We start from the raw sequence: 25,084 nt of genomic DNA on the forward strand, positions 1-25,084 counted from the left end.
AATGCCGTTACGCGAAGAATGTCTATGGGAAAAACTGACGCCGCAAAGGCCTGAAAACAGCGGGCTCACCGGTGAAGTCACGGCCGACGTCTGCGTGATCGGCGCGGGTTTTACCGGGTTATCGGCGGCGGTGCATTTGCTCGAACAAGGCAAGCGCGTGGTTGTGCTGGAAGCCCATCGGGCCGGGCACGGCGGATCGGGGCGTAACGTCGGGTTGGTCAACGCCGGCCTATGGATCCCGCCGGATGACATCGAGGCCGGGTTCGGCGAGGCGGTGGGCAGCCAGCTCAACCGCATGCTGGGGGCCGCACCGGCCCTGGTGTTCAGCCTCATCGATAAATACAACATCGATTGCCAACTGCGCCGCGAAGGCACCTTGCACATGGCCCATAACGCCCGGGGCGAGGCCGACCTGCGCAGTCGTGAAGAGCAATGGAAGCGCCGCGGTGCCCCGGTGGAATTGCTCACCGGCCAGGCCTGTGTCGATGCCACCGGCACGTCGAAAATCGCCGCGGCGCTGCTCGACCATCGCGCCGGCACGCTCAACCCGATGGCCTACACCAGCGGGTTGGCCAAGGCCGCCACCGACCTTGGCGGTCAGTTGTTCGACCACTCGCCGGTGACGCACCTGGAACGCCAAGGCCAGCGCTGGTCGGTGCAGACTGCCCAGGGGGCGGTGCTGGCCGAGCAGGTGGTGATCGCCTCCAACGCCTACACCGAGGGCGACTGGACCGAGCTGCGGCGCAATTTCTTCCCCGGTTATTACTATCAGGTCGCCTCGGTCCCGCTGACCGACGAGGCCGCCCGACGCATTCTGCCGGGCGGGCAGGGCTCGTGGGATACCCGCCAGGTGTTGAGCAGCATCCGCCGGGACAAGGACGGCCGTTTGCTGCTGGGCAGCCTGGGCAACGGCAACCGCAAGCCGACCTGGTTCCTCAAGGCTTGGGCCGATCGGGTGCAGCAGCACTATTTTCCTTACCTCAAGTCGGTGGAGTGGGAGTGCACCTGGACCGGTTGCATTGCTTTTACCCCCGATCACTTGATGCGCCTGTTCGAACCGGCTCCCGGGCTGGTGGCCGTTACCGGCTACAACGGTCGGGGCGTGACTACCGGCACGGTGGTCGGCAAGGCGTTCGCCGATTACCTGTGTCACGGTAACGCCCAGGCCCTGCCGATCCCGTTCGCCCCCATGCAGCCATTGGCCGGGGTGGGGTTGCGCAGTTGCCTGTATGAGGCGGGCTTTTCGCTGTATCACGCGGGCCAGTGCCTGCGGATCGTCATTTGAGTGTTGAAAATTGTTGCTGGAAGCCGCGTTTTCCGGCGTAGCGTCTAGCCTGTTATGGTGCGGGTTGTAGCAATCGTGCACCGACAGTGTGCAGTTCGGTGACGTGGGTTGTTACACAGCGGTTGCACGCTGTTTCGTGCGATGGTTGCAATGATGGCTCACAGAGGGTTTCACTCATTTAAATAAAAGGTTGCACCTCGTGCGGTTTAGACGGTTGCACGCCCTATGAAAAAGGGCTCGAAACAGTCGAAATAACAATAAAGCAGCGACTTTTTTCAGAATAAAAAACCGATGGCACGGCCCTTGCTCTGAGCTTTTCAGTGAAATGAAGTCGCAGTGCCAACTAAAAAAAACCTTGGAGCACCACCTCATGTCCCAGACGTTTTACAAGAAAGGTTTCCTGGCCCTCGCAGTGGCAGCTGCGCTGGGTGTTTCTGCGTTTGCTCAAGCTGATGTGAAATTTGGTGTGGCGGGGCCGATGACCGGCGCCAACGCTGCATTTGGCGAGCAGTACATGAAGGGTGCCCAGGCGGCAGCCGATGCCATCAACAAGGCTGGCGGCGTCAACGGCGAGAAAATCGTACTGGTCGCGGGCGACGACGCCTGCGAACCCAAGCAGGCCGTGGCCGTGGCCAACCGCCTGGTCGACCAGGACAAGGTGATCGGCGTGGTCGGGCACTTCTGCTCGTCCAACACCATCCCGGCCTCCGAGGTCTACGACGAAGCTGGCATCATCGCCATCACCCCGGGCTCCACCAACCCCCAGGTCACCGAGCGCGGCCTGAGCGCCATGTTCCGCATGTGCGGTCGTGACGACCAGCAGGGCATCGTGGCAGGTGACTACATCGTCGACGTGCTCAAGGGCAAGAAAGTGGCCGTGCTGCACGACAAGGACACCTACGGCCAAGGCCTGGCGGATGCCACCAAGGCACAACTGGCCAAGCGCGGCGTGAAGGAAGTGCTGTACGAAGGCCTGACCCGCGGCGAGAAAGACTTCAGCGCCGTGGTCACCAAGATCCGTGCGGCCGGTGCCGACGTGGTCTATTTCGGTGGCCTGCACCCGGAAGCCGGCCCGTTGGTTCGCCAGTTGCGTGAGCAAGGGCTCAAGGACGTGAAGTTCATGTCCGACGATGGCATCGTGACCGACGAACTGGTCACCACCGCCGGCGGCGCGCAATACGTCGATGGTGTGTACATGACCTTTGGCGCCGACCCGCGCCTGCTGCCAGACAGCAAGGCCGTGGTTGAAGAGTTCCGCAAGAACGGCACCGAGCCTGAAGGCTACACCCTGTACGCCTACGCTTCGGTCCAGGCCCTGGCCGCCGGTTTCAATGGCGCCAAGTCCAATAAGGGCGAAGACGCGGCCAAGTGGCTCAAGGCCAACCCCGTCCAGACCGTGATGGGCAAGAAGGAATGGGATACCAAGGGCGACTTGAAAGTCTCCGACTACGTGGTCTATCAGTGGGACAAGGACGGCAAATACCACCAGCTGGAAAAACAGAAGTAAGGGCTGACGCGACCGTCAACGCCTCCTTTGGGGGCCGGGCAAACCCCGGTTTCCAAAGGGCGCGTGCAGGTCGTGCCTGACATTGCTCCGACGTTAATCTGTATTTTCCTTAGAAGAACCGCGCACCCAAAGGTGTGCAGGTTCTCACTGCGTGAGATTGCGTTATGGATGGTATTTTCCTGCAGCAACTGATCAATGGCCTGACCCTCGGGTCGGTCTATGGTCTGATCGCCATCGGCTACACAATGGTCTACGGCATCATCGGCATGATCAACTTCGCCCACGGCGAGGTTTACATGATTTCCGCTTACCTCGCGGCAATCAGTCTGGCTCTGCTGGCTTACTTCGGTATCGAATCCTTTCCACTCATGATCCTTGGCACGCTCGTGTTCACGGTGGTGGTCACCGGGGTATACGGCTGGGTCATCGAACGCGTCGCCTATAAACCCCTGCGCAACTCGACCCGGCTGGCACCGCTGATCAGTGCCATCGGTATTTCGCTGATCCTGCAGAACTACGCACAGATCAGCCAGGGTGCCCGTCAACAGGGTGTCCCGACGCTGCTTGAAGGCGCCATGCGCCTCGACATCGGCAGCGGTTTCGTCCAGCTCACCTACACCAAGATCTTCATCCTGATCGCCGCATTCGCCGGGATGGCGGTGCTGACCTACATCATCAAGTACACCAAGCTCGGGCGCATGTGCCGCGCCACCCAGCAAGACCGCAAGATGGCCTCGATCCTGGGGATCAACACCGACCGGGTGATCTCCTACGTCTTCATCATCGGTGCGGCCATGGCAGCCCTGGCCGGCGTGCTGATCACCATGAACTACGGCACATTCGACTTCTATGCCGGCTTCATCATCGGCATCAAGGCGTTCACCGCGGCGGTACTCGGCGGCATCGGCTCCCTGCCTGGGGCCATGCTCGGCGGGATCATCCTCGGGATTTCCGAGTCGCTGTTCTCCGGTCTGATCAACTCCGACTACAAAGATGTGTTCAGTTTCTCGCTGCTGGTGCTGATTCTGATTTTCCGTCCCCAAGGCCTGTTGGGTCGCCCACTCGTGGCGAAGGTATAAGTATGTCTGCTGCCAATAAACCGCTTGATATCAAACAGAGCGTCATCGACGCGATCCTGGCCGGCCTGATCTCGCTGATCGTGTTCGGGCCGATCGTCGGCGTGGTGCTCGACGGCTACAGCTTCAACTTGCAACCGGCCCGCGTCGGCTGGCTGGTGGCGATCGTGATGATCGGGCGCTTTGCCTTGAGCCTGTTCCTGCAAACCCCCAAGGGACTGAAGATTCTCCAGGGTTTCGAGAGCACCGGCTCCGGCGTGCACGTGCTGCCGCCGGACTACAAGTCGCGCCTGCGCTGGATCATCCCGGCGTTGATCGTGATTGCCATCGTGTTTCCGTTCTTCGCCAACAAATACGTGCTCACGGTGGTCATCCTCGGGCTGATCTATGTGCTGTTGGGCCTGGGCCTGAACATCGTGGTCGGCCTGGCGGGTCTGCTCGACCTCGGCTATGTGGCGTTCTACGCCATCGGCGCCTATGGCCTGGCGCTGGGCTACCAATACCTGGGGCTGGGCTTCTGGACGGTGCTGCCGCTGGCGGCCATCGCGGCGGCGATGGCGGGGTGCATATTGGGATTCCCGGTGTTGCGAATGCACGGTGACTACCTGGCCATCGTGACCCTGGGCTTTGGCGAGATCATTCGCCTGGTGCTCAACAACTGGCTGTCGTTCACCGGTGGGCCCAATGGCATGCCGGTGCCTTCACCGACTTTCCTGGGCCTGGAATTCGGCAGGCGGGCGAAGGATGGCGGGGTGCCGTTCCATGAGTTCTTCGGCATCGACTACAACCCCAACATCAAATTCCTGTTCATCTACATCGTGCTGTTCATCACCGTACTGCTGGTGCTCTACGTCAAGCATCGCCTGACCCGCATGCCGGTCGGTCGTGCCTGGGAAGCCCTGCGCGAGGATGAAATCGCCTGCCGCTCCATGGGCCTGAACCATGTGCTGGTCAAGCTCTCGGCGTTCACTATCGGTGCGTCCACGGCTGGCCTGGCCGGGGTGTTCTTTGCCAGTTACCAAGGCTTCGTCAACCCGTCTTCGTTCACCTTCTTCGAATCGGCGCTGATCCTGGCCATCGTGGTGCTCGGTGGCATGGGCTCGACGGTCGGCGTGGTGATCGCGGCATTCGTGCTCACCGTGGCACCGGAGCTGCTGCGCAGCTTCTCCGAATACCGGGTGTTGCTGTTCGGCGTACTGATGGTGTTGATGATGATCTGGCGTCCTCGCGGCCTGATCCGTATCAGCCGAACCGGCGTGACGCCGCGCAAGGGGGTTGCGCCATGAGCGAAGTCGTACTCAAAGTTGAAAACCTGATGATGCAGTTCGGTGGCATCAAGGCCCTCAGCGATGTCAGCCTGCAAGTCAAACGCAACTCGATCTTTGCCCTGATCGGTCCCAATGGCGCGGGCAAAACCACGGTGTTCAACTGCCTGACCGGTTTCTACAAGGCTTCGGGCGGCAAGATCGAGCTCAATGTGCGTGGCGAGCAAACCAACGTCATCAAGCTGTTGGGCGAGGCGTTTCGCCCGACTGATTTCGTGTCGCCGAAGTCCTTCGCCAGCCGGCTGTACTACAAGATGTTCGGCGGCACCCACTTGGTGAACCGCGCCGGCCTGGCGCGTACTTTCCAGAACATTCGCCTGTTCAAGGAAATGTCGGTGCTGGAAAACCTGCTGGTGGCCCAGCACATGTGGGTCAACCGCAGCATGGTGGCGGGTATCCTCAACACCAAGGGCTACCGCAAGGCCGAAAGCGACGCCTTGGATCATGCGTTCTATTGGCTGGAAGTGGTGGACCTGGTGGATTGCGCCAACCGTCTGGCGGGCGAGCTTTCCTACGGTCAGCAACGGCGCCTGGAAATCGCCCGGGCCATGTGCACACGCCCGCAGATCATCTGCCTCGACGAACCGGCCGCCGGCCTCAACCCTCAGGAAACCGAAGCGCTGAGCGCGATGATCCGGCTGCTGCGCGACGAGCATGATCTGACCGTGGTACTGATCGAACACGACATGGGCATGGTAATGAGCATTTCCGATCACATCGTGGTGCTGGACCACGGCAACGTGATCGCCGAGGGCGGTCCCGAGGCGATTCGCAACGATCCGAAGGTGATCGCGGCCTACCTGGGTGCCGACGAAGAGGAGCTGGTATGAGTGGACCTATCCTCGAACTCAAGGAATTGGACGTGTTCTACGGGCCGATCCAGGCCCTGAAGAAAGTCTCGATGCACATTGGCGAAGGCGAGACCGTGAGCCTGATCGGCTCCAACGGGGCCGGCAAGTCCACGCTTTTGATGTCGATCTTCGGCCAGCCGCGTGCCGCCGGTGGGCAGATCATTTACCAAGGCGTGGACATCACCCACAAGTCGTCCCACTACATCGCGTCCAACGGCATCGCGCAGTCGCCGGAAGGGCGGCGGGTGTTCCCCGACATGACCGTCGAGGAAAACCTGCTGATGGGCACCATTCCTATCGGTGACAAATACGCCAGCGAAGACATGCAACGCATGTTCGAGCTGTTCCCGCGACTCAAGGAGCGGCGCAACCAGCGGGCCATGACCATGTCCGGCGGCGAGCAGCAAATGCTCGCCATCGCCCGGGCATTGATGAGCCGGCCAAAGTTGTTGCTGCTCGATGAGCCGAGCCTGGGGCTGGCACCCATTGTGGTGAAGCAGATCTTCGCCACCCTGCGTGAGCTGGCATCCACGGGGATGACCATCTTCCTGGTGGAGCAGAACGCCAACCACGCCCTCAAGCTGTCGGACCGGGCCTATGTGATGGTCAACGGTGAAATTCGCCTGACCGGCACCGGCAAGGAATTGCTCGCCAACGAAGAGGTGCGTAACGCGTACCTGGGCGGTCATTGAGGCGGTTGTTGCAATGAAAAAAACGGCGAGTGATCGCCGGTTTTTTTATTCCTCGAATGCACCACTCATTCCCTGTGGGAGCGGGCTTTGGTCGCTTGGGAGAATTGTGGACAACAATCCTTAGCCCTTGCGAAACCGCGACATAAAGTCGCCGCAAATATTTGTTTTGCCACGGTTTTGACTTGTCCCCGTTTGCTGTGGAACTGGCTGTGGGTAACGTGGGAGTAGCTGGCTGAAAGCCTTTGAATACGTGGCTTGCAGGGCTGTGATCGTTTTTTGATCAGGCGTTTTCAGTCAAGCGGGAATGGCTGTTGTCAACACTTTTGTGACCGCTGCAATGGGCTTGAAAGTCGCTGGGCAAGCCTGTGGATAAGTCTGTGGTTAAACTCTGGAAAGACGGCGCTGAGCAGCGTCGTTACTGGCTTGGAGCCATCGCCCATCTCGCATTGGCTTATAGCAGATAACTTGCGCTGCACAACCTCACTTGCAGGGTCAAGCGAAAAAAATTTCCAAACACCCCGCAAAGCCTTATGCACAGCGGCTTGCGGGTTTTGCACTTGCCCCCGATTACTGTGGACGTGCCTGTGGATAAGGTGCGGGCAACCGGCTGCGACCCTTGTTCGACAAGGCCTGGCGTTGATTGGTTGTTTTATGAGCAGTCGTTGGGAAAAGCCGCGTGCAAGCCTTGCCCCTGCCGTGCCAGGGCGGGCATGCTGTGGGCCGATTTCCATTCAATGGCTGTTGAAGTTCAAACAAGGAGAACACGATGTCTGACACCCTGTTTATTACCGGCGCGACGTCCGGTTTTGGTGAAGCCTGTGCCCGTCGTTTTGCCGAGGCCGGTTGGAAACTGGTGCTGACCGGTCGTCGTGAAGAACGCCTCAATGCCCTCTGTGCCGAGCTGTCGAAGCAGACTGAAGTCCATGGCCTGGTATTGGATGTGCGTGATCGCAAGGCCATGGAAGAGGCCATCGCCAACCTGCCGCCATCCTTCGCCAAATTGCGCGGGCTGATCAACAACGCCGGACTGGCCCTGGGCGTTGACCCTGCACCCAAGTGCGACCTTGATGACTGGGACACCATGGTCGACACCAATGTGAAAGGGCTGATCTACAGTACTCGCCTGTTGTTGCCGCGCCTGATCGCCCACGGTCGTGGGGCCGGGATCGTCAACCTGGGTTCCATCGCCGGCAACTACCCGTACCCGGGCAGCCATGTGTATGGCGCGAGCAAGGCGTTCGTCAAACAGTTCTCCCTGAACCTGCGTTGCGACCTGCAAGGCACGGGCGTGCGGGTGAGCAATATTGAGCCGGGCCTGTGCGAGAGCGAGTTCTCCCTGGTGCGCTTCGGTGGCGACCAGGAACGCTACAACGCGACCTACGCCGGCGCGGAGCCGATCCAGCCACAGGACATCGCCGATACGATTTTCTGGGTGCTCAATGCGCCAGCGCATATCAACATCAACAGCCTGGAGCTGATGCCGGTGAGCCAGACCTGGGCCGGGTTTGCCATTGAGCGCAACAAGACTTGATGGTGGACATCTGTGGCGAGGGAGCTTGCTCCCGTTCGGCTGCGAAGCAGCCGCCAGCTTTTGGGGCCGCTACGCAGCCCAGCGGGAGCAAGCTCCCTCGCCACAAAAGCTACAGGAGTCACAGCAGCCACAGCAGCGTTATGCCAGGTAGTCGGCCAGCCCGCGATAGCAGGTCAGCAGGTGATACGGCGTAGTGGACGGCATGTCCCGGCGGCTGACGATGCCGTCGGCGTCCAGGCATTCGTTCCAGCCCTTGGCATGCAGGAAATGCTGCTGCAGCGCGCGCAATTGACGCAGCAGCAGCCCCTGGCTGCCCGGGCGCAAGGTGAGTGCCCGCAAGTATTCCGCCTGGGCCCAGATGCGTTGGGTGGCATCGCGCGGGCCTGCCTGGGATCCCAAGGCCAGCGTTGCACACACAGCGCCGGAGTCCGGGGCGACGCCGCGTTGTTCGGTATGGCCGAAGCTGTGCTCCAGGGCCGCGTGCAGCTTGCCGTCACGCAGCAGGGGTGAGGAAGCCAGCAGGAAATACCATTCGAACTGGTGCCCCGGTTCGAACCAGTTATCCACAGCTCTGAGCGGCTTCTCCATCATCACGCGTTGCTGCGGCTCGATGAAATGCTTGGACATCCCGTCGCAAAGGCTCAGCAGCGCCTGGCGGACGTTGGCGTCTTCGCGAACCGACAAGGTCGCGAGGAACGCTTCGGCCAGATGCATCAAGGGGTTTTGCAACGGGCCGGATCCGGTCGTTGACCAGTCGCGCTTTAGGCTGGCTTCGTAGAGGCCGTCTGCGCTGGCAAAGCGCCGGGCAATGACCTCCAGGCTCGCGTTGAGTACCGACTCCACCAGCGGTTCGCGGACCTTGCCCCAGTAATGGGCGCAGGCGAACAGGATAAAGGCGTGGGTGTAGAGGTCTTTGCCGGTGTCCAGCGGCGCGCCTTGCGGGTCGATGCTGTAGAACCAGCCGCCATGCTCGGCATCGTGGAAATGACGCTGCAGCGAGCGGAACAGTGCACCGGCTCGCTCCTCGGCCTGGGGCACTTCGCCGATCAGATTGGCGAACACATACAACTGCCGCGCACAGGCCATGGCGCGGTAGCGCTGGGGTGGCAGCGGCACATGCTCGGCATCAAGGGATTCATAGGGCAACGCCAGTTCGGCATTCCAGCCCGGGCCTTGCCACATCGGCACGATCACGTCGTGAAAATGCTGACGCACCGTTGCGTACAGGGCGGTCAATTCAGGCTGGGGAGCGGGGCGGGAAGCATCAGGCATCGGCGGAGGTCGTCACGGCTGGGGGCGATTGCGCGACATGGTAGCAGAGTGGCAGGTCGTGGGAGATGGGGCGCCTGTCAGGCCGCCTTCGCGAGCAAGCCCGCTCCCACGTTAGGTGCGGTGTACACCGATCAAATGCGGGAGTGGGCTTGCTCGCGAAGGGGCCTTTGCAGGCGCTAGAAAATCAACCCGCCAACAACCAAACCCCAGCTCCTGCCGAAGCCGCCCCAGCCAATCGAACCAACGGCGCCGCCGCTCGCGGCAACACCCGCACCAGGGCAAACCCGGCGCCATGCAACGCCGCCGTCGCCGCGACAAAGCCCACCGCATAGGCCCACGGGCTCGACATGTCCGGCAGTTCCAAGCCATGGGCCACGCCATGGAACAGCGCGAACAGTGCCGTCGCACCGACTGCCAGGCTCAATGGTGGACGCACCGCCAGTGCCACCGCCAGGCCCAGGGCGAGCACCGAGGCGGCGATCCCGCTTTCCAGCGCTGGCAGATCCAGGCCTTCAAAGCCCAGCAGGCCACCGAGCAGCATTGTACCGACGAAAGTGCAGGGCAGCGCCCAGCGCGCGGCGCCTTGTTGTTGCGCGGCCCACAAGCCCACCGCCAGCATCGCCAGCAAATGGTCGAGCCCACCGATGGGGTGGCCGAGGCCGGCGATCAGGCCATTGTCGCCATGGCCGGGATGGGCGAAGGCCAAGGCTGGGGTCAGCAGCAGGGCAAGGGCGCCGAGGATGCGTTTGAAGTTCATGGATAAGCTTCCTTGTGGTCAGTCGGAAAGATCAGGCGGCGGTCAGCAGACCCTGGCGCTCGATGAAGGCAATGATGTCGTCCAGGCCCTGGCCGGTCTTCTGATTGCTGAACACGAAGGGCTTGCCGTTGCGCATCCGCCGGGTGTCGCTGTCCATCATTTCCAGGGACGCACCCACCAGCGGTGCCAGGTCGATTTTATTGATCACCAGCAGGTCTGATTTGCAGATGCCCGGCCCGCCCTTGCGCGGCAGCTTGTCACCGGCCGAGACGTCGATCACATAGATGGTCAGGTCCGACAATTCCGGGCTGAAGGTCGCCGACAGGTTGTCGCCGCCTGACTCCACCAGGATCAGGTCCAGGCCCGGGAAGCGCCGGTTCAACTGGTCCACCGCCTCCAGGTTGATCGACGCGTCTTCGCGAATCGCCGTGTGCGGGCAACCGCCGGTTTCCACGCCGATGATCCGCTCCGGCGCCAGGGCCTCGTTGCGCACCAGGAAGTCGGCGTCTTCGCGGGTGTAGATGTCGTTGGTGACCACCGCCAGGTTGTAGCGTTCACGTAGAGCCAGGCACAGGGCCAGGGTCAGGGCGGTCTTGCCGGAACCTACCGGGCCGCCGATACCGACGCGCAGAGGTTGTGTATTCATGAGTGTCTCCTAGGAACGGAACAGACGGCTGTACTGGCGCTCATGGGCCATGCACGCCAGGGACAGGCCAAATGCGGCGCTGCCGTAATGATCGGGGTCGATGTTCGAGGCGTCGCGCTGGGCCTGTTGCAGCAGCGGCAGCAGCTCGCTGGTCAGGCGCTGGGCCGCTTGCTGGCCCAGGGGCAGGGTTTTCATCAGCACCGCCAGTTGGTTTTCCAGCCAGCTCCACAGCCAGGCGGCGAGGGCGTCCTGGGGGGCTATCTGCCAGGCGCGGGCGGCCAGGGCCCAGCACAAGGCCAGGTGCGGCTCGCTGCGCTGTTCGAGAAAGTCTCGCGCGGCGCGGTCGAGTTCCGGCAGGCCCGCGAGCAATTGCTGCAACGAGTAGCCCATCTGCCGGCTCTCCTGATACAGCTCGCGGGTTTCCCGGCTGGCGCGGTGTTCTTCGCAACGTTGCAGCAGCGCGTCCCAATCGTCAGCGGCGGCTGCGGTGCAGTGCGCCAGCAGCAAGGGCGCTTCGAAGCGTGCCAGGTTCAGCAGCAATTGATCGCTGATCCAGCGACGGGCGTCGTCAGGGTTTTTCACCTGGCCGTTGTCCACCGCCATCTCCAGCCCCTGGGAATAGCTGTAGCCACCAATCGGCAGTTGCGGGCTGGCCAGACGCAGCAGCGCCCAGGCCGGGTTCATGTGCGCACGCCGAACTGATGCAGGCGCGGCGCGTAGTTGAAATCTTCGTCGCCGTGCCGGGAGTGATGGTGACCGCCGCCATAGGCGCCGTGTTCCGGCTGGAACGGGGCTTCGATGGATTCGGCGCGGGCGCCCAGTTGTTCGAGCATCGCCTTGAGCACGTAGTCGTCCAGCAGGCGCAACCAGCCATCGCCCACTTGCAGGGCGACATGGCGATTGCCCAGATGGTAGGCGGCGCGGGTCAGTTCGAAGGCGTTGGCGCAGGTGACATGCAGCAATTGTTCGGCGCGGGCGCAAACGCGCACGATGCGCCCGTCTTCAGCTTGCAGGCATTCGCCGTCGTACAGCGGCGGTTGGCCTCGTTCCAGGAACAACCCCACGTCTTCACCCTCGGCACTGAAACAGCGCAGGCGGCTTTTGCTACGGGCGTCAAAGGTCAGGTGCAGCTCGGCGTCCCAGCGCGGTTGAGTGTCGATTCTGCGATGAATCACCAGCATCGGAGTGCTTCCAGCAATGAACAGTGCTGTGTTTAGAGCAAGGGGCTTGCCAACCGAATGAGGTGTAGGAAATAGCTGGGATGGCGTTTCAGGATGGGGCGGATTGCGTGCCATGTTGGTGCGCGACGAGATGGCGTGCACCATTTTGCGGCTGACACAAAAAGAACCTGTGGGAGCGGGCTTGCTCGCGAAGGTGTCGGCTCAGCTTGCGTCAAAACAAAGCGCTATCCCTTGGCACCAGGCGCCGCCATCTCCTTGGTTTCCAGATGATCCAACGCCCGCTCAACCAACAACTGCACCCCATCGGCCATCCGGCTGATCGCCAGGGCGACGCAGCGGCGTGAATCGTCCACGTCGTCAGCCAGGTCGGCGGCGATGGTGCTGATGGAGAGCAGGTCTTCGGAGGCGTTGGCGAGCAGGGTTTCGGTGTCGATGTGGGGGGGACACGATGAAGAGTTGGTTTTTGTCAGGTTCGGGCGGTGAGGCGGGCTTGGGCTTGAGGTAGTAGTCGAGGGCGCGGGTGGCGGCGTCTTCGAGCTTTTTTTCTTCCTGTGCTTCGACGCGGGATTTGTGGCTGCTTTGCGGGGGATTCGGAGTTGCTTTGAACATAGTGAAAATTCCTGGAAGTGGAGCCGACACCCTCCGATTGCACGTCGAAAAATGGGTGGCAGCTGTACGTAGGTGTGCAAGACCGGTCCAGGAACCCGGCAGACCCGAAGGTCTCCCACGCGCAGCCGCCATAACAGTCGGCGAGCATAGAAAAATGCTCGGCGAATAGCCATAACGAATGCGTTCCTAGATCGGACTTGCACGTCCGTGTCACCGTTTTTTGCGATGACGAACAAAGGTTAGCGGCGCTCGAAATTGCTGCCTAGTTCATGAGCAGCCCTGCGTGTTGAAGGAAATGTCCGAGGGTTTGGCAGGGAAAAGCCCCGAAAGGTCACAGCGGTCGGCAGTTCCTACAGAGATGGCCACATCTCCCAAGCGGTTCTTCGGGAGGCGGTGTGTCAGGTGAGCAATCAGGGGGCTGAGACTCCGCTATCGCGAGCAAGCTCCCACAGTGGGTACATCGGGGTTATTCGGTACTGCCCAACCCTTGCCAATGCTTGAGGCCAATGAAGATGAACCGCAGTTGCTGGGTAATCTTCGCCTGGGGCGTGAGATGTTCGGGGAGGGCTTGGGCGGGTGGGTCGATGATGTCTGGCAGGGTGGCGAATACGCTCTTGACGATGAGGTCGGCCATCACGCCCAGGGCGGCAAGGTCCAGGTGCTGCAACTTGGGCATCAAGGCCAGGTCGGCTGCCAGGTCCGAGCTGATGTCTTCGCGCAGTTGGGCGATGGCCTGGCGCACCGGCAGGGAACCGCCGTATTGCTCGCGGGCCAGGAACAGGAACTGCGATCGGTTGGCCTGCACCACATCGAGAAAGATCCGCACTGACGCGTCGATAATGCCGCCCATGACGAATTCGTTGTGGCGTACCAGGCGGATGGTTTCGCGGAAGGTCTGGCCGACTTCGCTGACCAGTACCAGGCCCAGTTGGTCCATGTCGTCGAAGTGCCGGTAGAACCCGGTGGGGACGATGCCGGCTGTCCGGGCGACTTCCCGCAGGCTCAGGCTGCCGAACCCCCGGCCACACTCCATCAAACGGCGGGCTGCGTCCATCAGGGCAATTCGGGTCTGTTGTTTCTGTTCGGCGCGGGGCAGCATCGCAAGGCTGGCTTCTGATTCACGGGAGCGACGCACTCTAGCAAATCGGCTTTGTCGACGTCGAACGATAGAGAGGGGGGCGGGCGGGGAAAACGAGGGGTTTGAAAAGTCAAAAGCCCGATTGCAGGAATCGGGCTTTTTTCTGGGCCACCATGGGCTCAGCTCACTGTGCCGTTGCGTTCGATCACGCGGTCACCACCGCCTTCGGCGAGGGTCTCACCCAGCTTGGTGCGGGAAGAGCCGTCTTCGGCGAGGGTCTCGCCCAGCTTGGTGCGGGAAGAGCCGTCTTCGGCGAGGGTCTCGCCCAGCTTGGTGCGGGAAGAGCCGTCTTCGGCGAGGGTTTCGCCCAGCTTGGTGCGGGAAGAGCCGTCTTCGGCGAGGGTTTCGCCCAGCTTGGTGCGGGAAGAGCCGTCTTCAGCCAAGGTCTCGCTTTGCTTGGTGCGGTCATAACCGTCTTCCACCAGACCTTTTTGTTCCAGGCGATCACGGCCACCTTCGGCAACCGTCTGGCTGTAGACAGAGTGGCTGTCCTTGACCTGTGGCGTGGCTTGTTCGGAAGCTGGCAGTGCGAAGGCAGTGGAGGCCAGCAGTGAAAGGGACAGGCTCATTAGTAATTGGCGTTTCATGGTCGTTGCTCCTTGGGGGGGGCGATAAAGTGGGTACGAGGGCAATGCTACTCTCGATAAGTCGATATAAAAGTTCATAAAGACAATGGTAATAATCAACGGAATTGATTGTTCGGCGCGAAGGCTCTAGAACGGGCGTTTCCGAGGTGCCGTTTTGCACCGAGGTGGGTATTTTGTACCCACTGCTGCCTCGTAAATGTGCGGGGGCGGTAACAGTTTGTTGGCTGATCGGTCAGGAATATTGCATTTTTTTGTGCCGTTCATCGGCACCTGTGGGCCGCTTTACCAGTCCAACCCTTCATAACGAACCGACTGCAAGGTCGTGTTCCCAGCGGCGGCGCGGTTGCGGACGCTGACTTGTCATCAGGAGCCTTGTGCATGACGCGCACCTCGAAAATCCTCGCCTGGAGCTTTGCCAGCCTTGTTGTCCTGCTGGCCGTGCTGGTCCTGGTCATCGCCTTCTTCGACTGGAACCGCATCAAGCCCACGCTCAATGCCAAGGTTTCCGAGGAGTTGCATCGTCCCTTCGCCATCAACGGCAATCTGGCGGTAGCCTGGCAGCGTGAGCCAGAGGAAGGGGGCTGGCGTGCCTGGCTGCCCTGGCCCCATGTGGTGGCCGAGGATTTGAGCCTGGGCAACCCTGACTGGTCGAAAACCCCGCAAATGGTCACGCTCAAGCGTGTCGAGTTGCGCGTGTCCCCCTTGGCCTTGCTGGCCCGGCGGGTGGCGATACCGCGCATCGACCTGACGGAGCCCAATGCCAACCTGCAGCGTCTGGCTGACGGACGCGCCAACTGGACCTTCCAATTCGATCCGAAAGACCCGGACGCCGAGCCGTCCAGCTGGGTGGTGGACATCGGCGCCATCGGCTTCGACAAGGGCCACGTCACCCTTGACGACCAGACGCTCAAGACCCGGCTCGACCTGTTGATCGACCCGTTGGGCAAACCCATCCCGTTCAGCGATATCGTCGGTGATAAGGCCGCCAAAAAGGCTCAGGACCAGGGCGCGACACCGCAGGACTATGCGTTCGCCTTCAAGGTCAACGGGCAGTATCACGGGCAGAACCTGGCCGGCTCCGGCAAGGTCGGTGGTTTGCTGGCATTGCAGGATGCCTCACGACCCTTTCCGCTCCAGGCCCAGGCGAAGATCGCCGAGACCCGCGTCGAACTGGCCGGCACCCTCACCGACCCGATGAATCTCGGGGCCCTGGACTTGCGCCTGAAACTGGCCGGCAACAGCCTGGCTCATCTCTACCCGCTGACCGGCGTGACCCTGCCGGATTCGCCGCCTTACGCCACCGATGGCCGCTTGATTGCCAAGCTGCATGAGCCGGGTGGGGCGCTGTTCCGCTACGAGGCGTTCAACGGCAAGATCGGCGACAGCGATATCCATGGCGACCTGGCTTATGTCGCCAGTCAGCCCCGGCCGAAACTCAGTGGCGCGCTGGTCTCCAACCAATTGCTGTTCAGCGACCTGGCGCCGCTGATCGGTGCGGACTCCAATACCGAGCAAAAGGCCCGTGGCGGCGCCAGCAAGCAGCCAGCCGACAAGATCTTGCCCGTGGAAGAGTTTCGCACCGAGCGTTGGAACGTGATGGACGCCGATGTGGAGTTCACCGGCAAGCGCATTGTCCATAGCGAGCAGTTGCCATTCACCGACCTGTATACCCATCTGGTGCTCAACGATGGGCAGTTGAGCCTCGAGCCCCTGCGCTTCGGTGTGGCCGGTGGTCGCCTCGATGCGCAGATCCGCCTCAATGGCCATGCCCAGCCCCTTGAAGGCCAGGCGAAGTTGACGGCGCGCGGCTTCAAACTCAAGCAGCTGTTCCCGGGTTTTGAGCCGATGAAAACCAGTTTCGGCGAATTGAACGGCGATGCCGATATCACCGGGCGCGGCAATTCGGTGGCGGCGTTGCTGGGCACTTCCAACGGCACGCTGAAAATGCTCATCAACGATGGCGCTATCAGTCGTGAGCTGATGGAGCTGGCGGGGCTGAACGTCGGCAACTACGTGGTGGGGAAAATCTTTGGCGACAAGGAAGTGAAGATCAACTGCGCAGCGGCGGACTTCGACATCAAGACGGGCCTGGCAACCACGCGTCTGTTCGTGTTCGACACCGAGAACGCGATCATCTACATCGACGGCACGGCGAACATGGCGAATGAACAGCTGGACCTGACCATCACCCCCGAGTCCAAGGGCTGGCGCCTGATTTCCCTGCGCTCGCCGTTGTACGTCCGGGGTCCGTTCGCCAAGCCCGCCGCCGGGGTCAAGGCGGTGCCGCTGATGCTGCGCGGCGCCGGGATGGTGGCGTTGGGTGTGATCGCTGCACCGGCCGCCGGCTTGCTCGCGCTGGTAGCGCCCAGCGGCGGTGAGCCGAACCAGTGCGCACCGCTGCTGGAGCAGATGAAGGCGGGCAAGGCGCCGGTGACGGTCAAGCCCACCCGATAAGCCAGGCTTGCGGTGAGGCGACGGGCCTCATCGCGAGCAAGCTCGCGCCCACAGGGAGATGCGATTCCATGTGGGAGCGAGCTTGCTCGCGATAGCGGTATCAGTATCAGAGGTCGGCCAGGATATCGGCCATGTCATCGGCATGCTCTTCTTCCTGGGCCAGGATGTCTTCGAAGATGCGCCGGGTGGTCGGGTCTTTTTCGCCGATGTACTGGATGATTTCCCGATAGCTGTCGATGGCGATCCGTTCCGCCACCAGGTCCTCGTACACCATTTCCTTGAGGGTGTTGCCCGCCACGTACTGGGCGTGGGAATTGCGGGTCAACAGGTCGGGGTTGAACTCCGGCTCGCCGCCCAACTGCACGATTCGCTCGGCGAGTTTGTCGGCGTGTTCGGCTTCCTGGTTCGCGTGCTCGAGGAATTCACTGGCCGCCACGCTGGCCTTGAGGCCGGTGGCCATGAAGTAGTGGCGCTTATAGCGCAGCACGCACACCAGTTCGGTGGCCAGCGCTTCGTTGAGCAGGCGGACAACTTCCTGCCGATCGGCGCCGTAACCTTCGGTCACTGCGCCGTTCTGCACGTTCTGCCGTGCACGTTCGCGCAGGGTCGTTACATCGGATAAGTGCATGTCGCTCATCTCGTTCTCCTGGAGGCTGATCCGGTGGGAGCGTCACGCTCTGATGGCGCGATCACTCTAAGTCTGAGTGACACGGTCCTTAAAAAGTTTTACCGAGTTTTTCAACGCATAGCCGGACAGCCGTGCTTCCTCCCCTAGCCACTGGAAGAACGCCCGCACCGGGGGATGGCGTTCGCGGCCCGGGACGCACAGGGCGCTGTAGCCAGCACCATTGACCTGGACGTCCGGGCGATAACCCACCAGCAAGCCACTGGCGATGCTTTCGGAAGCCAGGATATTGCTCGCCAGCACCAGGCCCTGCCCGGCGATCGCCGCTTGCAAGGCGTAATGCTCCTCGTCGTACGCGCGCATGCACGGCTGCCGGGTAAGCCAGGTTTCCCCGGCCTGGGCGCACCAGGCATCCCAACCGTGGGCGTACAGCTTGGAATTGTGCCAATGCACGCTGATCAGCGTCGGCACCTGCCGTGCCGCCAGGGCCACCTGTTCAGGCGAGCCATAGACCCCGAAGCTTTCATCGAACAGGCACATGCCGTACAGGTTCGGGTAGGCGTCCAAGCTGTAGCGCACCACCAGGTCGACGCTGGCGTCCTGGTGCAGGTCGATCACTTCGCAGTGGGTGTCCAGGCGCACGTTGATGTTCGGGTGACGCGCATAAAAACGCCCCAGGCGAGGCACCAGCCACAGGGCGGCAAACGCTGCGGTGGTGGACAGTGTCAGGTGGCTGGTGCTGCGTTGCGGGCGCAGGGTGTCGACGCTTTGGGCCACTTCCAGCAACGCCCCGTGCAGGCTGTGGAACAAGCGTTGCCCGCCGTCGGTGAGGCGTACCTGGCGTGGCAGGCGTTCGAACAGCGCCAGCCCCAGCCAGCTCTCCAGGGATCGAATCTGATGGGAGACCGCCGTAGGCGTCACCGACAGCTCCGCCGCAGCCGCCTTGAAACTGAGCAGCCGCGCGGCAGCCTCGAAGGCGCGCAGGGCGTTGAGCGGCAGGTTGGCGAACATCCTGATTCTCCTGAAATACGATGGATGAAACTAATTCATCCAGATGAACTAACGCTCATTTGTCTGTCAGCGGCAACGAGCCTCAAGCTGCAAGGCATAAGCAGTTTTGATTGTAGCCGCATAAAAGGAGATTCAGATGAGTAGTATTCTTGTGGTGCATGGCAGTCCACGTGGCGAGCGCTCTCATTCCCGGCGCTTGGCCGAGGTCTTTGTGTCGGCGTGGCAGGCCGCCCATCCACAATCGCAATTGACCCGTCGAGAAGTTGGACGGACGGTGATTGCGCCGGTCAACGAAGCGTTCATCGCCGCGGCGTTCTACCCCGAGCCCCAGGCCCGTCCGTTGATCATGCAAGCGGACCTGGCCCTGAGCGATGCCTTGGTCGAGGAGTTGCAAGCCCATGACCGACTGGTGATCTCCGCGCCCATGCACAACTTCAGCGTGCCCGGCGGCGTGAAGGCCTGGATCGACCAGATCGTGCGCATCGGGCTGACGTTCAACCACAGCCTGGATAATGGCGTGTCGCACTACGAGCCGCTGTTGCTGGGCAAGAAGGCGCTGATCGTGACCAGTCGCGGCGATTTCGGTTTCGGGCCTGGCGGCCCGTTGGAGAGCATGAACCACGCCGACACGCTGTTGCGCACCGTCCTGGGGTTTATCGGCATTACCGATGTGACGGTGGTGGCGGCAGAAGGCGAGGAGTCGGCCGAGCGCAGCTTTGCGTTGTCCTGCGCCGAGGCCGAGGAGCGTTTGCTGGCCTTGGCGCGGTCCTTCTGAGAAGGGCTGTTGCGCAGCCCAACGGGAGCAAGCGCCCTCGCCACGGATTTATCTGGATGTCATAGACTGGTCATCATCAGTACCGATGCTGACCCCTCTTGATCACAAGGATGTCGCCATGTCGCAACGCTGCGCCACTCGTTATCCGCTGGTACTGGTCCCGGGCATGCTCGGGTTCATACGCCTGGTGTTGTATTCGTACTGGTATGGGATCGTCTCGGCGCTGCGTCGCGGCGGGGCAGTGGTCGTGGCGGTGAAGGTTTCGCCGCTGCATTCTTCCGAGGTGCGCGGCGAGCAATTGCTGGCGCGGATCGAGGAGATCCTGCGGCAAACCGGTGCGCAGAAAGTCAACCTGATCGGCCACAGCCAGGGCAGCCTTACCGCCCGCTATGCGGCGGCCAAACGGCCGGATCTGGTGGCGTCGGTCACGTCGGTGGCCGGCACCAACCACGGCTCCGAACTGGCGGATTACCTGCAAGCCCACTACCCCGCCGACAGTGCCAAGGGGCGCGTGCTCAGTGCCGTGCTGCGCCTGATCAACACCCTGATGAGCCTGCTGGAAACCGGCTATCGCGGGCCGAAGCTACCGGTGGATATACAGGCGTCCCATGCTTCCCTGACCACCGCCGGGGTGGCGCTGTTCAACCAACGTTATCCACAGGGCTTGCCGCAAACCTGGGGCGGGAATGGACCGGAAGAGGTCAATGGCGTGCGTTACTACTCGTGGTCCGGCACCTTGCAGCCAGGCAAGACCGATAGAGGGCGCAATCTGTTCGACGGCACCAACCGCACTTGCCGTTTATTCGCCCGCACCTTTGTCAGGGAAGCGGGGCAATGCGATGGCATGGTCGGACGCTACAGCTCGCACCTGGGCACGGTCATCGGCGATGACTATCCGCTGGACCATTTCGATATCGTCAATCAATCGCTGGGGTTGGTGGGCAAGGGGGCCGAGCCGATCCGGTTGTTTGTCGAGCATGCCGAGCGGTTGAAGGCTGCCGGGGTGTAGCCTGTTGGACCGCGTTATCGTTCATCGCGAGCAAGCGCTAGATCAGGCCCTGAGGGTCACCTGGTGAAGGTGTAACAGGCGTTGTCTACACTGCACCTCATCGCCGTACCCTCGTGCGGCAGCCAGGAGAACCACCATGAAGATGCTGCGTGTCCCTCTGTTGATGATCGGTTTGCTACTGTGTTCCCAGGGCTTCGCCGAGACGGCGCAGCAGACCAAGATGACCACCTGCAACGCCGATGCCACCGCCAAGGCGCTCAAGGGTGACGAGCGCAAGGCGTTCATGAGCACCTGCCTCAAGGCTGCACCGAGCACCCCGCAGGAACGCATGAAAACCTGCAATGCCACGGCCACCACCCAGGCATTGAAGGGCGATGCCCGCAAGGCGTTCATGAGTGAGTGCCTGAAGAAAAAATAAGCGTTGAACCCATGAGCCCCATCGCGAGCAAGCGCGCTCCCACGGTGGGGCTGTGTTGCCCGGTCCAGGGTGGGAGCGAGCTTGCTCGCGATGGGGCCGGCACATCCACCGCAAAAAACCCTGAACTGCGACGAAGGTTGGCCGATACAATCCCTAGTGCTGCTAGTGGAAGGCTGGCAGACTGCCGATCCTTTCACGCCGTTTTGTCCTGAGGCTGTATGCCAACGTTTTCTCAGCGTCATGTGTTGTTGGTGATCAGTTGGGTGATCATTTTTGGTGGGCTGTTGCTGGTGCTGCCGCTGCGCCTGTTGCCGAGCCTGCTGGCCGGGTTGCTGGTGTTCGAACTGGTCAACATGCTCACCCCGCAGTTACAGCGACTGATCGAAGGCCGCCGTGCTCGCTGGTTGGCGGTGGCGTTGCTGGGCACGCTGGTGGTCAGTGTGCTGACGTTGATCTTCGCCGGCGCTTTCAGTTTCCTGTTGCATGAAGCGGAAAACCCGGGCGCGTCCCTGGACAAGTTCATGACCGTGGTCGACCGTGCCCGTGGGCAATTACCGCCGTTCATCGACGCTTACCTGCCGGCCAGCGCCGCCGAGTTCCGGGTAGCGATCGGTGACTGGGTGAGCAAGCACCTGAGCGACCTGCAACTGGTGGGCAAGGACGCGGCCCACATGTTCGTGACGCTGCTGATCGGCATGGTGCTGGGGGCCATCGTTGCCCTGCAGCGCATCCCCGACCTGACCAAGCGCAAGCCTCTGGCCGCGGCGCTGTTCGATCGCCTGAACCTGCTGGTCAAGGCGTTTCGCAACATCGTCTTCGCCCAGATCAAGATTTCCCTGCTCAACACCTTCTTCACCGGGATTTTCCTGGCGGTGGTGCTGCCGTTGTTCGGCATCAAGCTACCGCTGACCAAGACCCTGATCGTGATGACCTTCCTGCTGGGGCTGCTACCGGTCATCGGCAACCTGATGTCCAACACCCTGATCACCATTGTCGGCTTGTCGCTGTCGATCTGGGTGGCGGTGGCGGCGCTGGGTTACCTGATCGTGATCCACAAGCTCGAGTACTTCCTCAACGCCCGCATTGTCGGCGGGCAGATCAGCGCCAAGTCCTGGGAGTTGCTCATGGCGATGCTGGTGTTCGAAGCCGCGTTCGGCCTGCCGGGGGTGGTGGCGGGACCGATTTATTATGCGTATCTCAAGAGTGAGTTGAAGCAGGTGGGGATGGTTTAGGAGCAGCGGCAAGTTTTCAGCGGCAAGCTACAAGTAGAAGCCAACCTGCTTTCACTTGCCGCTTGCCGCTTGAAGCTGCTCCTCACCCATACCGCTTCATCGCCTCGATCGCCAACCCGCTGCCGATACTGCCGAAGATATTGCCTTCCACATGCCGCGCCTGGGGCAGCATCGCCGAGACGCTGTTGCGCAGCGCCGGGATGCCGCTGGAACCGCCGGTGAAGAACACTGTGTCCACCTGATCGACCCGCACGTTGGCATCGCCCAGCAACTGCGTGACGCTGCCGCGCACTCGCTCCAGCAAGCCGTCGATGGCCGACTCGAACAAGGCCCGGCTCAGGTCCACGCTCAGGCCTGGCTCGATCCGGTCCAGCGGTACGTGGCGCTGGTCGGCGTGGGTCAGCTCGATCTTGGTTTCTTCCACTTCCATCGCCAGCCAGTGCCCGGCGCGCTGTTCGATCAGTTTGAACAACCGGTCGATGCCGCCGGTGTCTTCGATGTCGTAGCGCATGCTGCCCAGGGCGAGGGTGGATTTTTGCGAGTACACCGCGTTGATGGTGTGCCAGGTCGCCAGGTTCATGTGGTGACTGGTGGGCATGTAGGCGCCACTCTTCATGCGGCTGCCGTAGCCGAACAGCGGCATCAGGCCGGCTAGCGAAAGTTGCTTGTCGAAATCGGTCCCGCCGATGTGCACGCCACCGGTGGCGAGGATGTCGGCGTGGCGGTTGTCGTGGGTGCGGCGCTCGGGGGACAGGCGCACCAGGGAGAAGTCCGAGGTACCGCCGCCGATGTCGACGATCAGCACCAGCTCTTCTTTCTCGATGGTCGATTCATAATCGAAGGCCGCGGCGATGGGCTCGTACTGGAATGAAACCTCCTTGAAGCCGATGGCTCGGGCGACGTCCACCAGGGTGTTTTCCGCTTCCTGGTCGGCCATTTCATCGTCGTCGACGAAAAACACCGGGCGACCCAGCACCACTTCTTCGAACTCCCGACCGGCGGTGGCCTCGGCGCGTTTCTTCAACTGGCCGATGAACAGCCCCAGCAGATCCTTGAACGGCATGGCCGTGCCCAACACGCTGGTGTCGTGCTTGATCAGCTTGGAGCCCAGCAGGCTCTTGAGCGAGCGCATCAGCCGGCCTTCGTAGCCTTCCAGGTATTCGTGCAGGGCCAGGCGGCCATACACCGGGCGGCGCTCCTCGAGATTGAAAAATACCACCGAAGGCAGGGTGATCTTGTCGTCCTCCAGCGCGATCAACGTTTCCATGCCGGGGCGCAGCCAGCCGACAGTGGAGTTGGACGTGCCAAAGTCGATGCCGCAGGCACGGGCCGGGGATGCGTTTTTCATGTCTTTCGGGTTCCAGTTGAAAAAACGGCCGCGCAGTGTATGTCAGTGTGGCGCGGATTCGAAGGCCGGTTATCTGCTAATTCGCAATCGTTGGCCTTGAAAGACGCCCTTGTACCCCCAAACTTGCTGGCATGAGCCTGGCAGCCACAGGGCGGGCACAAGAACCGCCACCGACTGCCGATAAACTTCTGCTGCACCGCCCGGTCACAAACCTTGAGATCGGTCAAACCCCAGGACTTGTATCACGAGCATGCTGCGGGTGGTGGTGCGATTCGATAACGGATGGTGATCCTTCAATGGACTTCAAAGACTATTACAAGATTCTGGGTGTGGAGCCGACGGCCGACGACGCCACGATCAAGGCCGCCTATCGAAAATTGGCGCGCAAGTACCACCCGGATGTCAGTAAGGAAAAAGACGCCGAGACCAAGTTCAAGGACGTCTCCGAAGCCTATGAAGCGCTGAAAAGCGCCGACAAGCGCGCCGAGTACGACGACCTGCGCCGTTATGGCCAGCACGGCCAGCCGTTCCAGGGCCCTCCGGGTTGGCAAAGCCGTGGCGGTTTTGGCGGTGGCCAGGACACCGGCGACTTCTCGGACTTCTTCAGTTCGATCTTCGGCAATCGCGGGTCGGGTTTCGGTGGTGGGCAGTCAGGTCGCAGCGCCGGCCGTCGAGGGCAAGACGTGGAAATGGAATTACCGATCTTCCTGGAAGAGACCCTGTCGAGCGAGTCGAAGAAAGTCAGCTTCCAGGTGCCGCAGTACAACGCGGCCGGCCAGCATGTGAGCAACACGAGCAAAAGCCTGAACGTGAAGATCCCGGCCGGTGTGACGGACGGCGAACGCATCCGCCTCAAGGGCCAGGGCGCGCCGGGTATCGGTGGCGGTGCCAATGGTGACCTGTACCTGACCATTCGCTTCGCGCCGCACCCCAAGTTCGACGTCGAAGGCCAGGACCTGATCATCACCTTGCCGCTGGCCCCGTGGGAATTGGCCCTGGGCACCGAAGTGGCGGTGCCGACCCTCACCGGCAAGATCAACCTCAAGGTCCCGGCCGGCAGCCAGAACGGCCAGCGCATGCGCGCCAAGGGCCATGGCCTGCGCAACAAGGCCGGCGAGCGCGGTTACCTGTTCGTGCAGCTCAAGGCCGTGATGCCCAAGGCCAACGATGAGGCGGTCAAGGCACTGTGGGCAGAACTGGCGAAGAAAGCCGCGTTCGATCCGCGGGAGAATTTCTGACCTGTGGTTGATGACCCGCTGAACACAAAACCCGTGGCGAGGGAGCTTGCTCCCGCTGGGCTGCGAAGCAGCCCCAAAACCATTGGACGCGCAGAGCCAGGAAAAACAGTTGGCAGGTCTTTACGACTGCTACGCAGCCGAGCGGGAGCAAGCTCCCTCGCCACAGTCACGGCTAGACTCGACAGTTAACGCATTGGGAGAAGCAGACCATGAACAACCCGATCATTGAACTGACCCTGACGGAGTTCTGCGAGGCCGCCGCGTTGCAGGATGTCCACGTCATCGAAATCGTCGCCCACGGCATCCTCGAACCCCATGGCGCGGCCCCGGCGGATTGGCGTTTCACCGATTACGAACTGGTCCTGGCCCGCCGTGCAGCCAAGCTGCGCCGCGAGCTGGAGCTGGAATGGGAAGGCGTCGCCCTGGCGCTGGACCTGCTGGAGGAAGTGCAACAACTGCGCAGCGAAAACCGCATGCTCAAGCAGCGGTTGGGGCGGTTGGTGGAGTGATGCGAATT

24 protein-coding genes and 1 pseudogene are annotated in these 25,084 nt (G+C 61.7%); 14 read left to right on the top strand and 11 right to left on the bottom strand.

Annotated elements, in window-relative coordinates:
* Nucleotide 1: 1 nt before the first annotated feature.
* The 7 genes from BLT00_RS14595 (at nucleotide 2) to BLT00_RS14630 (ending at nucleotide 8,267) form a co-directional block, all read left to right on the top strand.
* A complete protein-coding gene (locus BLT00_RS14595; protein ID WP_092146993.1) occupies nucleotides 2–1,285 on the top strand; it encodes an L-pipecolate oxidase in 1,284 nt (427 codons plus the stop codon).
* Nucleotides 1,286–1,655: 370 nt separating this feature from the next.
* Nucleotides 1,656–2,792 carry a branched-chain amino acid ABC transporter substrate-binding protein gene (locus BLT00_RS14600; protein WP_063323164.1) on the top strand — a complete coding sequence of 379 codons (1,137 nt, stop codon included), beginning with the start codon at nucleotides 1,656–1,658 and terminating at the stop codon, nucleotides 2,790–2,792.
* Nucleotides 2,793–2,956: 164 nt separating this feature from the next.
* Entirely contained in the window at nucleotides 2,957–3,871 is a 915-nt protein-coding gene (locus tag BLT00_RS14605) for an ABC transporter permease subunit (RefSeq protein ID WP_063323163.1), read from the top strand.
* 2 nt (nucleotides 3,872–3,873) lie between these two features.
* Entirely contained in the window at nucleotides 3,874–5,154 is a 1,281-nt protein-coding gene (gene livM / locus BLT00_RS14610) for a high-affinity branched-chain amino acid ABC transporter permease LivM (protein WP_060739397.1), read from the top strand.
* The gene (locus BLT00_RS14615; protein ID WP_063323162.1) at nucleotides 5,151–6,023 is read left to right on the top strand and encodes an ABC transporter ATP-binding protein; all 873 of its coding nucleotides are present in this window, start codon (nucleotides 5,151–5,153) and stop codon (nucleotides 6,021–6,023) included. Before livM ends, BLT00_RS14615 begins: the two co-directional genes overlap by 4 nt.
* On the top strand, nucleotides 6,020–6,736 hold the full coding sequence (locus BLT00_RS14620; RefSeq protein WP_053117959.1) for an ABC transporter ATP-binding protein: 717 nt from the start codon (nucleotides 6,020–6,022) through the stop codon (nucleotides 6,734–6,736). Before BLT00_RS14615 ends, BLT00_RS14620 begins: the two co-directional genes overlap by 4 nt.
* Nucleotides 6,737–7,502: 766 nt before the next feature.
* Entirely contained in the window at nucleotides 7,503–8,267 is a 765-nt protein-coding gene (locus BLT00_RS14630; protein ID WP_003197302.1) for an SDR family oxidoreductase, read from the top strand.
* 138 nt (nucleotides 8,268–8,405) lie between these two features.
* Here BLT00_RS14630 and BLT00_RS14640 read toward each other — a convergent pair whose 3' ends face one another.
* The 8 genes and pseudogenes from BLT00_RS14640 to BLT00_RS14675 form a co-directional block, all read right to left on the bottom strand.
* A complete protein-coding gene (locus BLT00_RS14640) occupies nucleotides 8,406–9,539 on the bottom strand; it encodes an AGE family epimerase/isomerase (RefSeq protein WP_092146997.1) in 1,134 nt (377 codons plus the stop codon).
* Nucleotides 9,540–9,723: 184 nt separating this feature from the next.
* Entirely contained in the window at nucleotides 9,724–10,296 is a 573-nt protein-coding gene (locus tag BLT00_RS14645; RefSeq protein WP_063323160.1) for a HupE/UreJ family protein, read from the bottom strand.
* Between the two features lie 31 nt (nucleotides 10,297–10,327).
* Nucleotides 10,328–10,942, bottom strand: coding sequence for an urease accessory protein UreG (ureG, locus tag BLT00_RS14650; RefSeq protein ID WP_003197309.1), 615 nt, complete (start codon nucleotides 10,940–10,942; stop codon nucleotides 10,328–10,330).
* A gap of 9 nt (nucleotides 10,943–10,951) precedes the next feature.
* The gene (locus BLT00_RS14655; protein WP_092146999.1) at nucleotides 10,952–11,626 is read right to left on the bottom strand and encodes an urease accessory protein UreF; all 675 of its coding nucleotides are present in this window, start codon (nucleotides 11,624–11,626) and stop codon (nucleotides 10,952–10,954) included.
* Complete coding sequence (ureE, locus tag BLT00_RS14660) at nucleotides 11,623–12,123, bottom strand: urease accessory protein UreE (RefSeq protein ID WP_063323158.1); 501 nt, start codon at nucleotides 12,121–12,123, stop codon at nucleotides 11,623–11,625. The genes BLT00_RS14655 and ureE overlap by 4 nt, the downstream gene beginning before the upstream one ends.
* Nucleotides 12,124–12,347: 224 nt before the next feature.
* Nucleotides 12,348–12,732, bottom strand: a pseudogene (locus tag BLT00_RS14665) (DUF6124 family protein).
* A gap of 466 nt (nucleotides 12,733–13,198) precedes the next feature.
* Nucleotides 13,199–13,831 carry a TetR family transcriptional regulator gene (locus BLT00_RS14670; RefSeq protein ID WP_063323156.1) on the bottom strand — a complete coding sequence of 211 codons (633 nt, stop codon included), beginning with the start codon at nucleotides 13,829–13,831 and terminating at the stop codon, nucleotides 13,199–13,201.
* A gap of 158 nt (nucleotides 13,832–13,989) precedes the next feature.
* Complete coding sequence (locus BLT00_RS14675; RefSeq protein ID WP_092152533.1) at nucleotides 13,990–14,457, bottom strand: hypothetical protein; 468 nt, start codon at nucleotides 14,455–14,457, stop codon at nucleotides 13,990–13,992.
* Nucleotides 14,458–14,835: 378 nt separating this feature from the next.
* On the opposite strand from BLT00_RS14675, the gene BLT00_RS14680 reads away from it, so the two are divergent.
* Complete coding sequence (locus tag BLT00_RS14680) at nucleotides 14,836–16,911, top strand: AsmA family protein (RefSeq protein WP_092147003.1); 2,076 nt, start codon at nucleotides 14,836–14,838, stop codon at nucleotides 16,909–16,911.
* Nucleotides 16,912–17,017: 106 nt separating this feature from the next.
* On the opposite strand, the gene BLT00_RS14685 is transcribed toward BLT00_RS14680, so the two are convergent.
* Nucleotides 17,018–17,548 (bottom strand): ferritin-like domain-containing protein, encoded by a 531-nt coding sequence (locus tag BLT00_RS14685; RefSeq protein WP_003197320.1) that lies wholly within the window; start codon nucleotides 17,546–17,548, stop codon nucleotides 17,018–17,020.
* 57 nt (nucleotides 17,549–17,605) lie between these two features.
* Nucleotides 17,606–18,547 (bottom strand): LysR substrate-binding domain-containing protein, encoded by a 942-nt coding sequence (locus BLT00_RS14690; RefSeq protein WP_092147005.1) that lies wholly within the window; start codon nucleotides 18,545–18,547, stop codon nucleotides 17,606–17,608.
* Nucleotides 18,548–18,683: 136 nt separating this feature from the next.
* On the opposite strand from BLT00_RS14690, the gene BLT00_RS14695 reads away from it, so the two are divergent.
* The 4 genes from BLT00_RS14695 (at nucleotide 18,684) to BLT00_RS14710 (ending at nucleotide 21,981) form a co-directional block, all read left to right on the top strand.
* Nucleotides 18,684–19,322 carry an FMN-dependent NADH-azoreductase gene (locus BLT00_RS14695; protein ID WP_092147007.1) on the top strand — a complete coding sequence of 213 codons (639 nt, stop codon included), beginning with the start codon at nucleotides 18,684–18,686 and terminating at the stop codon, nucleotides 19,320–19,322.
* A gap of 118 nt (nucleotides 19,323–19,440) precedes the next feature.
* Nucleotides 19,441–20,331 carry an esterase/lipase family protein gene (locus BLT00_RS14700; RefSeq protein WP_092147009.1) on the top strand — a complete coding sequence of 297 codons (891 nt, stop codon included), beginning with the start codon at nucleotides 19,441–19,443 and terminating at the stop codon, nucleotides 20,329–20,331.
* 136 nt (nucleotides 20,332–20,467) lie between these two features.
* Nucleotides 20,468–20,749 (top strand): PsiF family protein, encoded by a 282-nt coding sequence (locus tag BLT00_RS14705; protein ID WP_092147012.1) that lies wholly within the window; start codon nucleotides 20,468–20,470, stop codon nucleotides 20,747–20,749.
* Nucleotides 20,750–20,967: 218 nt separating this feature from the next.
* Complete coding sequence (locus tag BLT00_RS14710; protein ID WP_003197331.1) at nucleotides 20,968–21,981, top strand: AI-2E family transporter; 1,014 nt, start codon at nucleotides 20,968–20,970, stop codon at nucleotides 21,979–21,981.
* Between the two features lie 82 nt (nucleotides 21,982–22,063).
* Here the strand turns inward: BLT00_RS14710 and BLT00_RS14715 are convergent, their stop codons facing one another.
* On the bottom strand, nucleotides 22,064–23,329 hold the full coding sequence (locus BLT00_RS14715; protein ID WP_092147014.1) for an Hsp70 family protein: 1,266 nt from the start codon (nucleotides 23,327–23,329) through the stop codon (nucleotides 22,064–22,066).
* Nucleotides 23,330–23,625: 296 nt separating this feature from the next.
* Between BLT00_RS14715 and BLT00_RS14720 the strand changes: the two genes are divergently transcribed.
* Both BLT00_RS14720 and BLT00_RS14725 read left to right on the top strand, forming a co-directional pair.
* Nucleotides 23,626–24,567 carry a DnaJ C-terminal domain-containing protein gene (locus BLT00_RS14720; RefSeq protein ID WP_092147016.1) on the top strand — a complete coding sequence of 314 codons (942 nt, stop codon included), beginning with the start codon at nucleotides 23,626–23,628 and terminating at the stop codon, nucleotides 24,565–24,567.
* 209 nt (nucleotides 24,568–24,776) lie between these two features.
* The gene (locus BLT00_RS14725) at nucleotides 24,777–25,076 is read left to right on the top strand and encodes a chaperone modulator CbpM (protein ID WP_063323146.1); all 300 of its coding nucleotides are present in this window, start codon (nucleotides 24,777–24,779) and stop codon (nucleotides 25,074–25,076) included.
* Nucleotides 25,077–25,084 lie beyond the last annotated feature (8 nt).

Source organism: Pseudomonas sp. NFACC51 (genome assembly GCF_900103575.1).
GTDB lineage: Bacteria > Pseudomonadota > Gammaproteobacteria > Pseudomonadales > Pseudomonadaceae > Aquipseudomonas > Aquipseudomonas fluorescens_Q.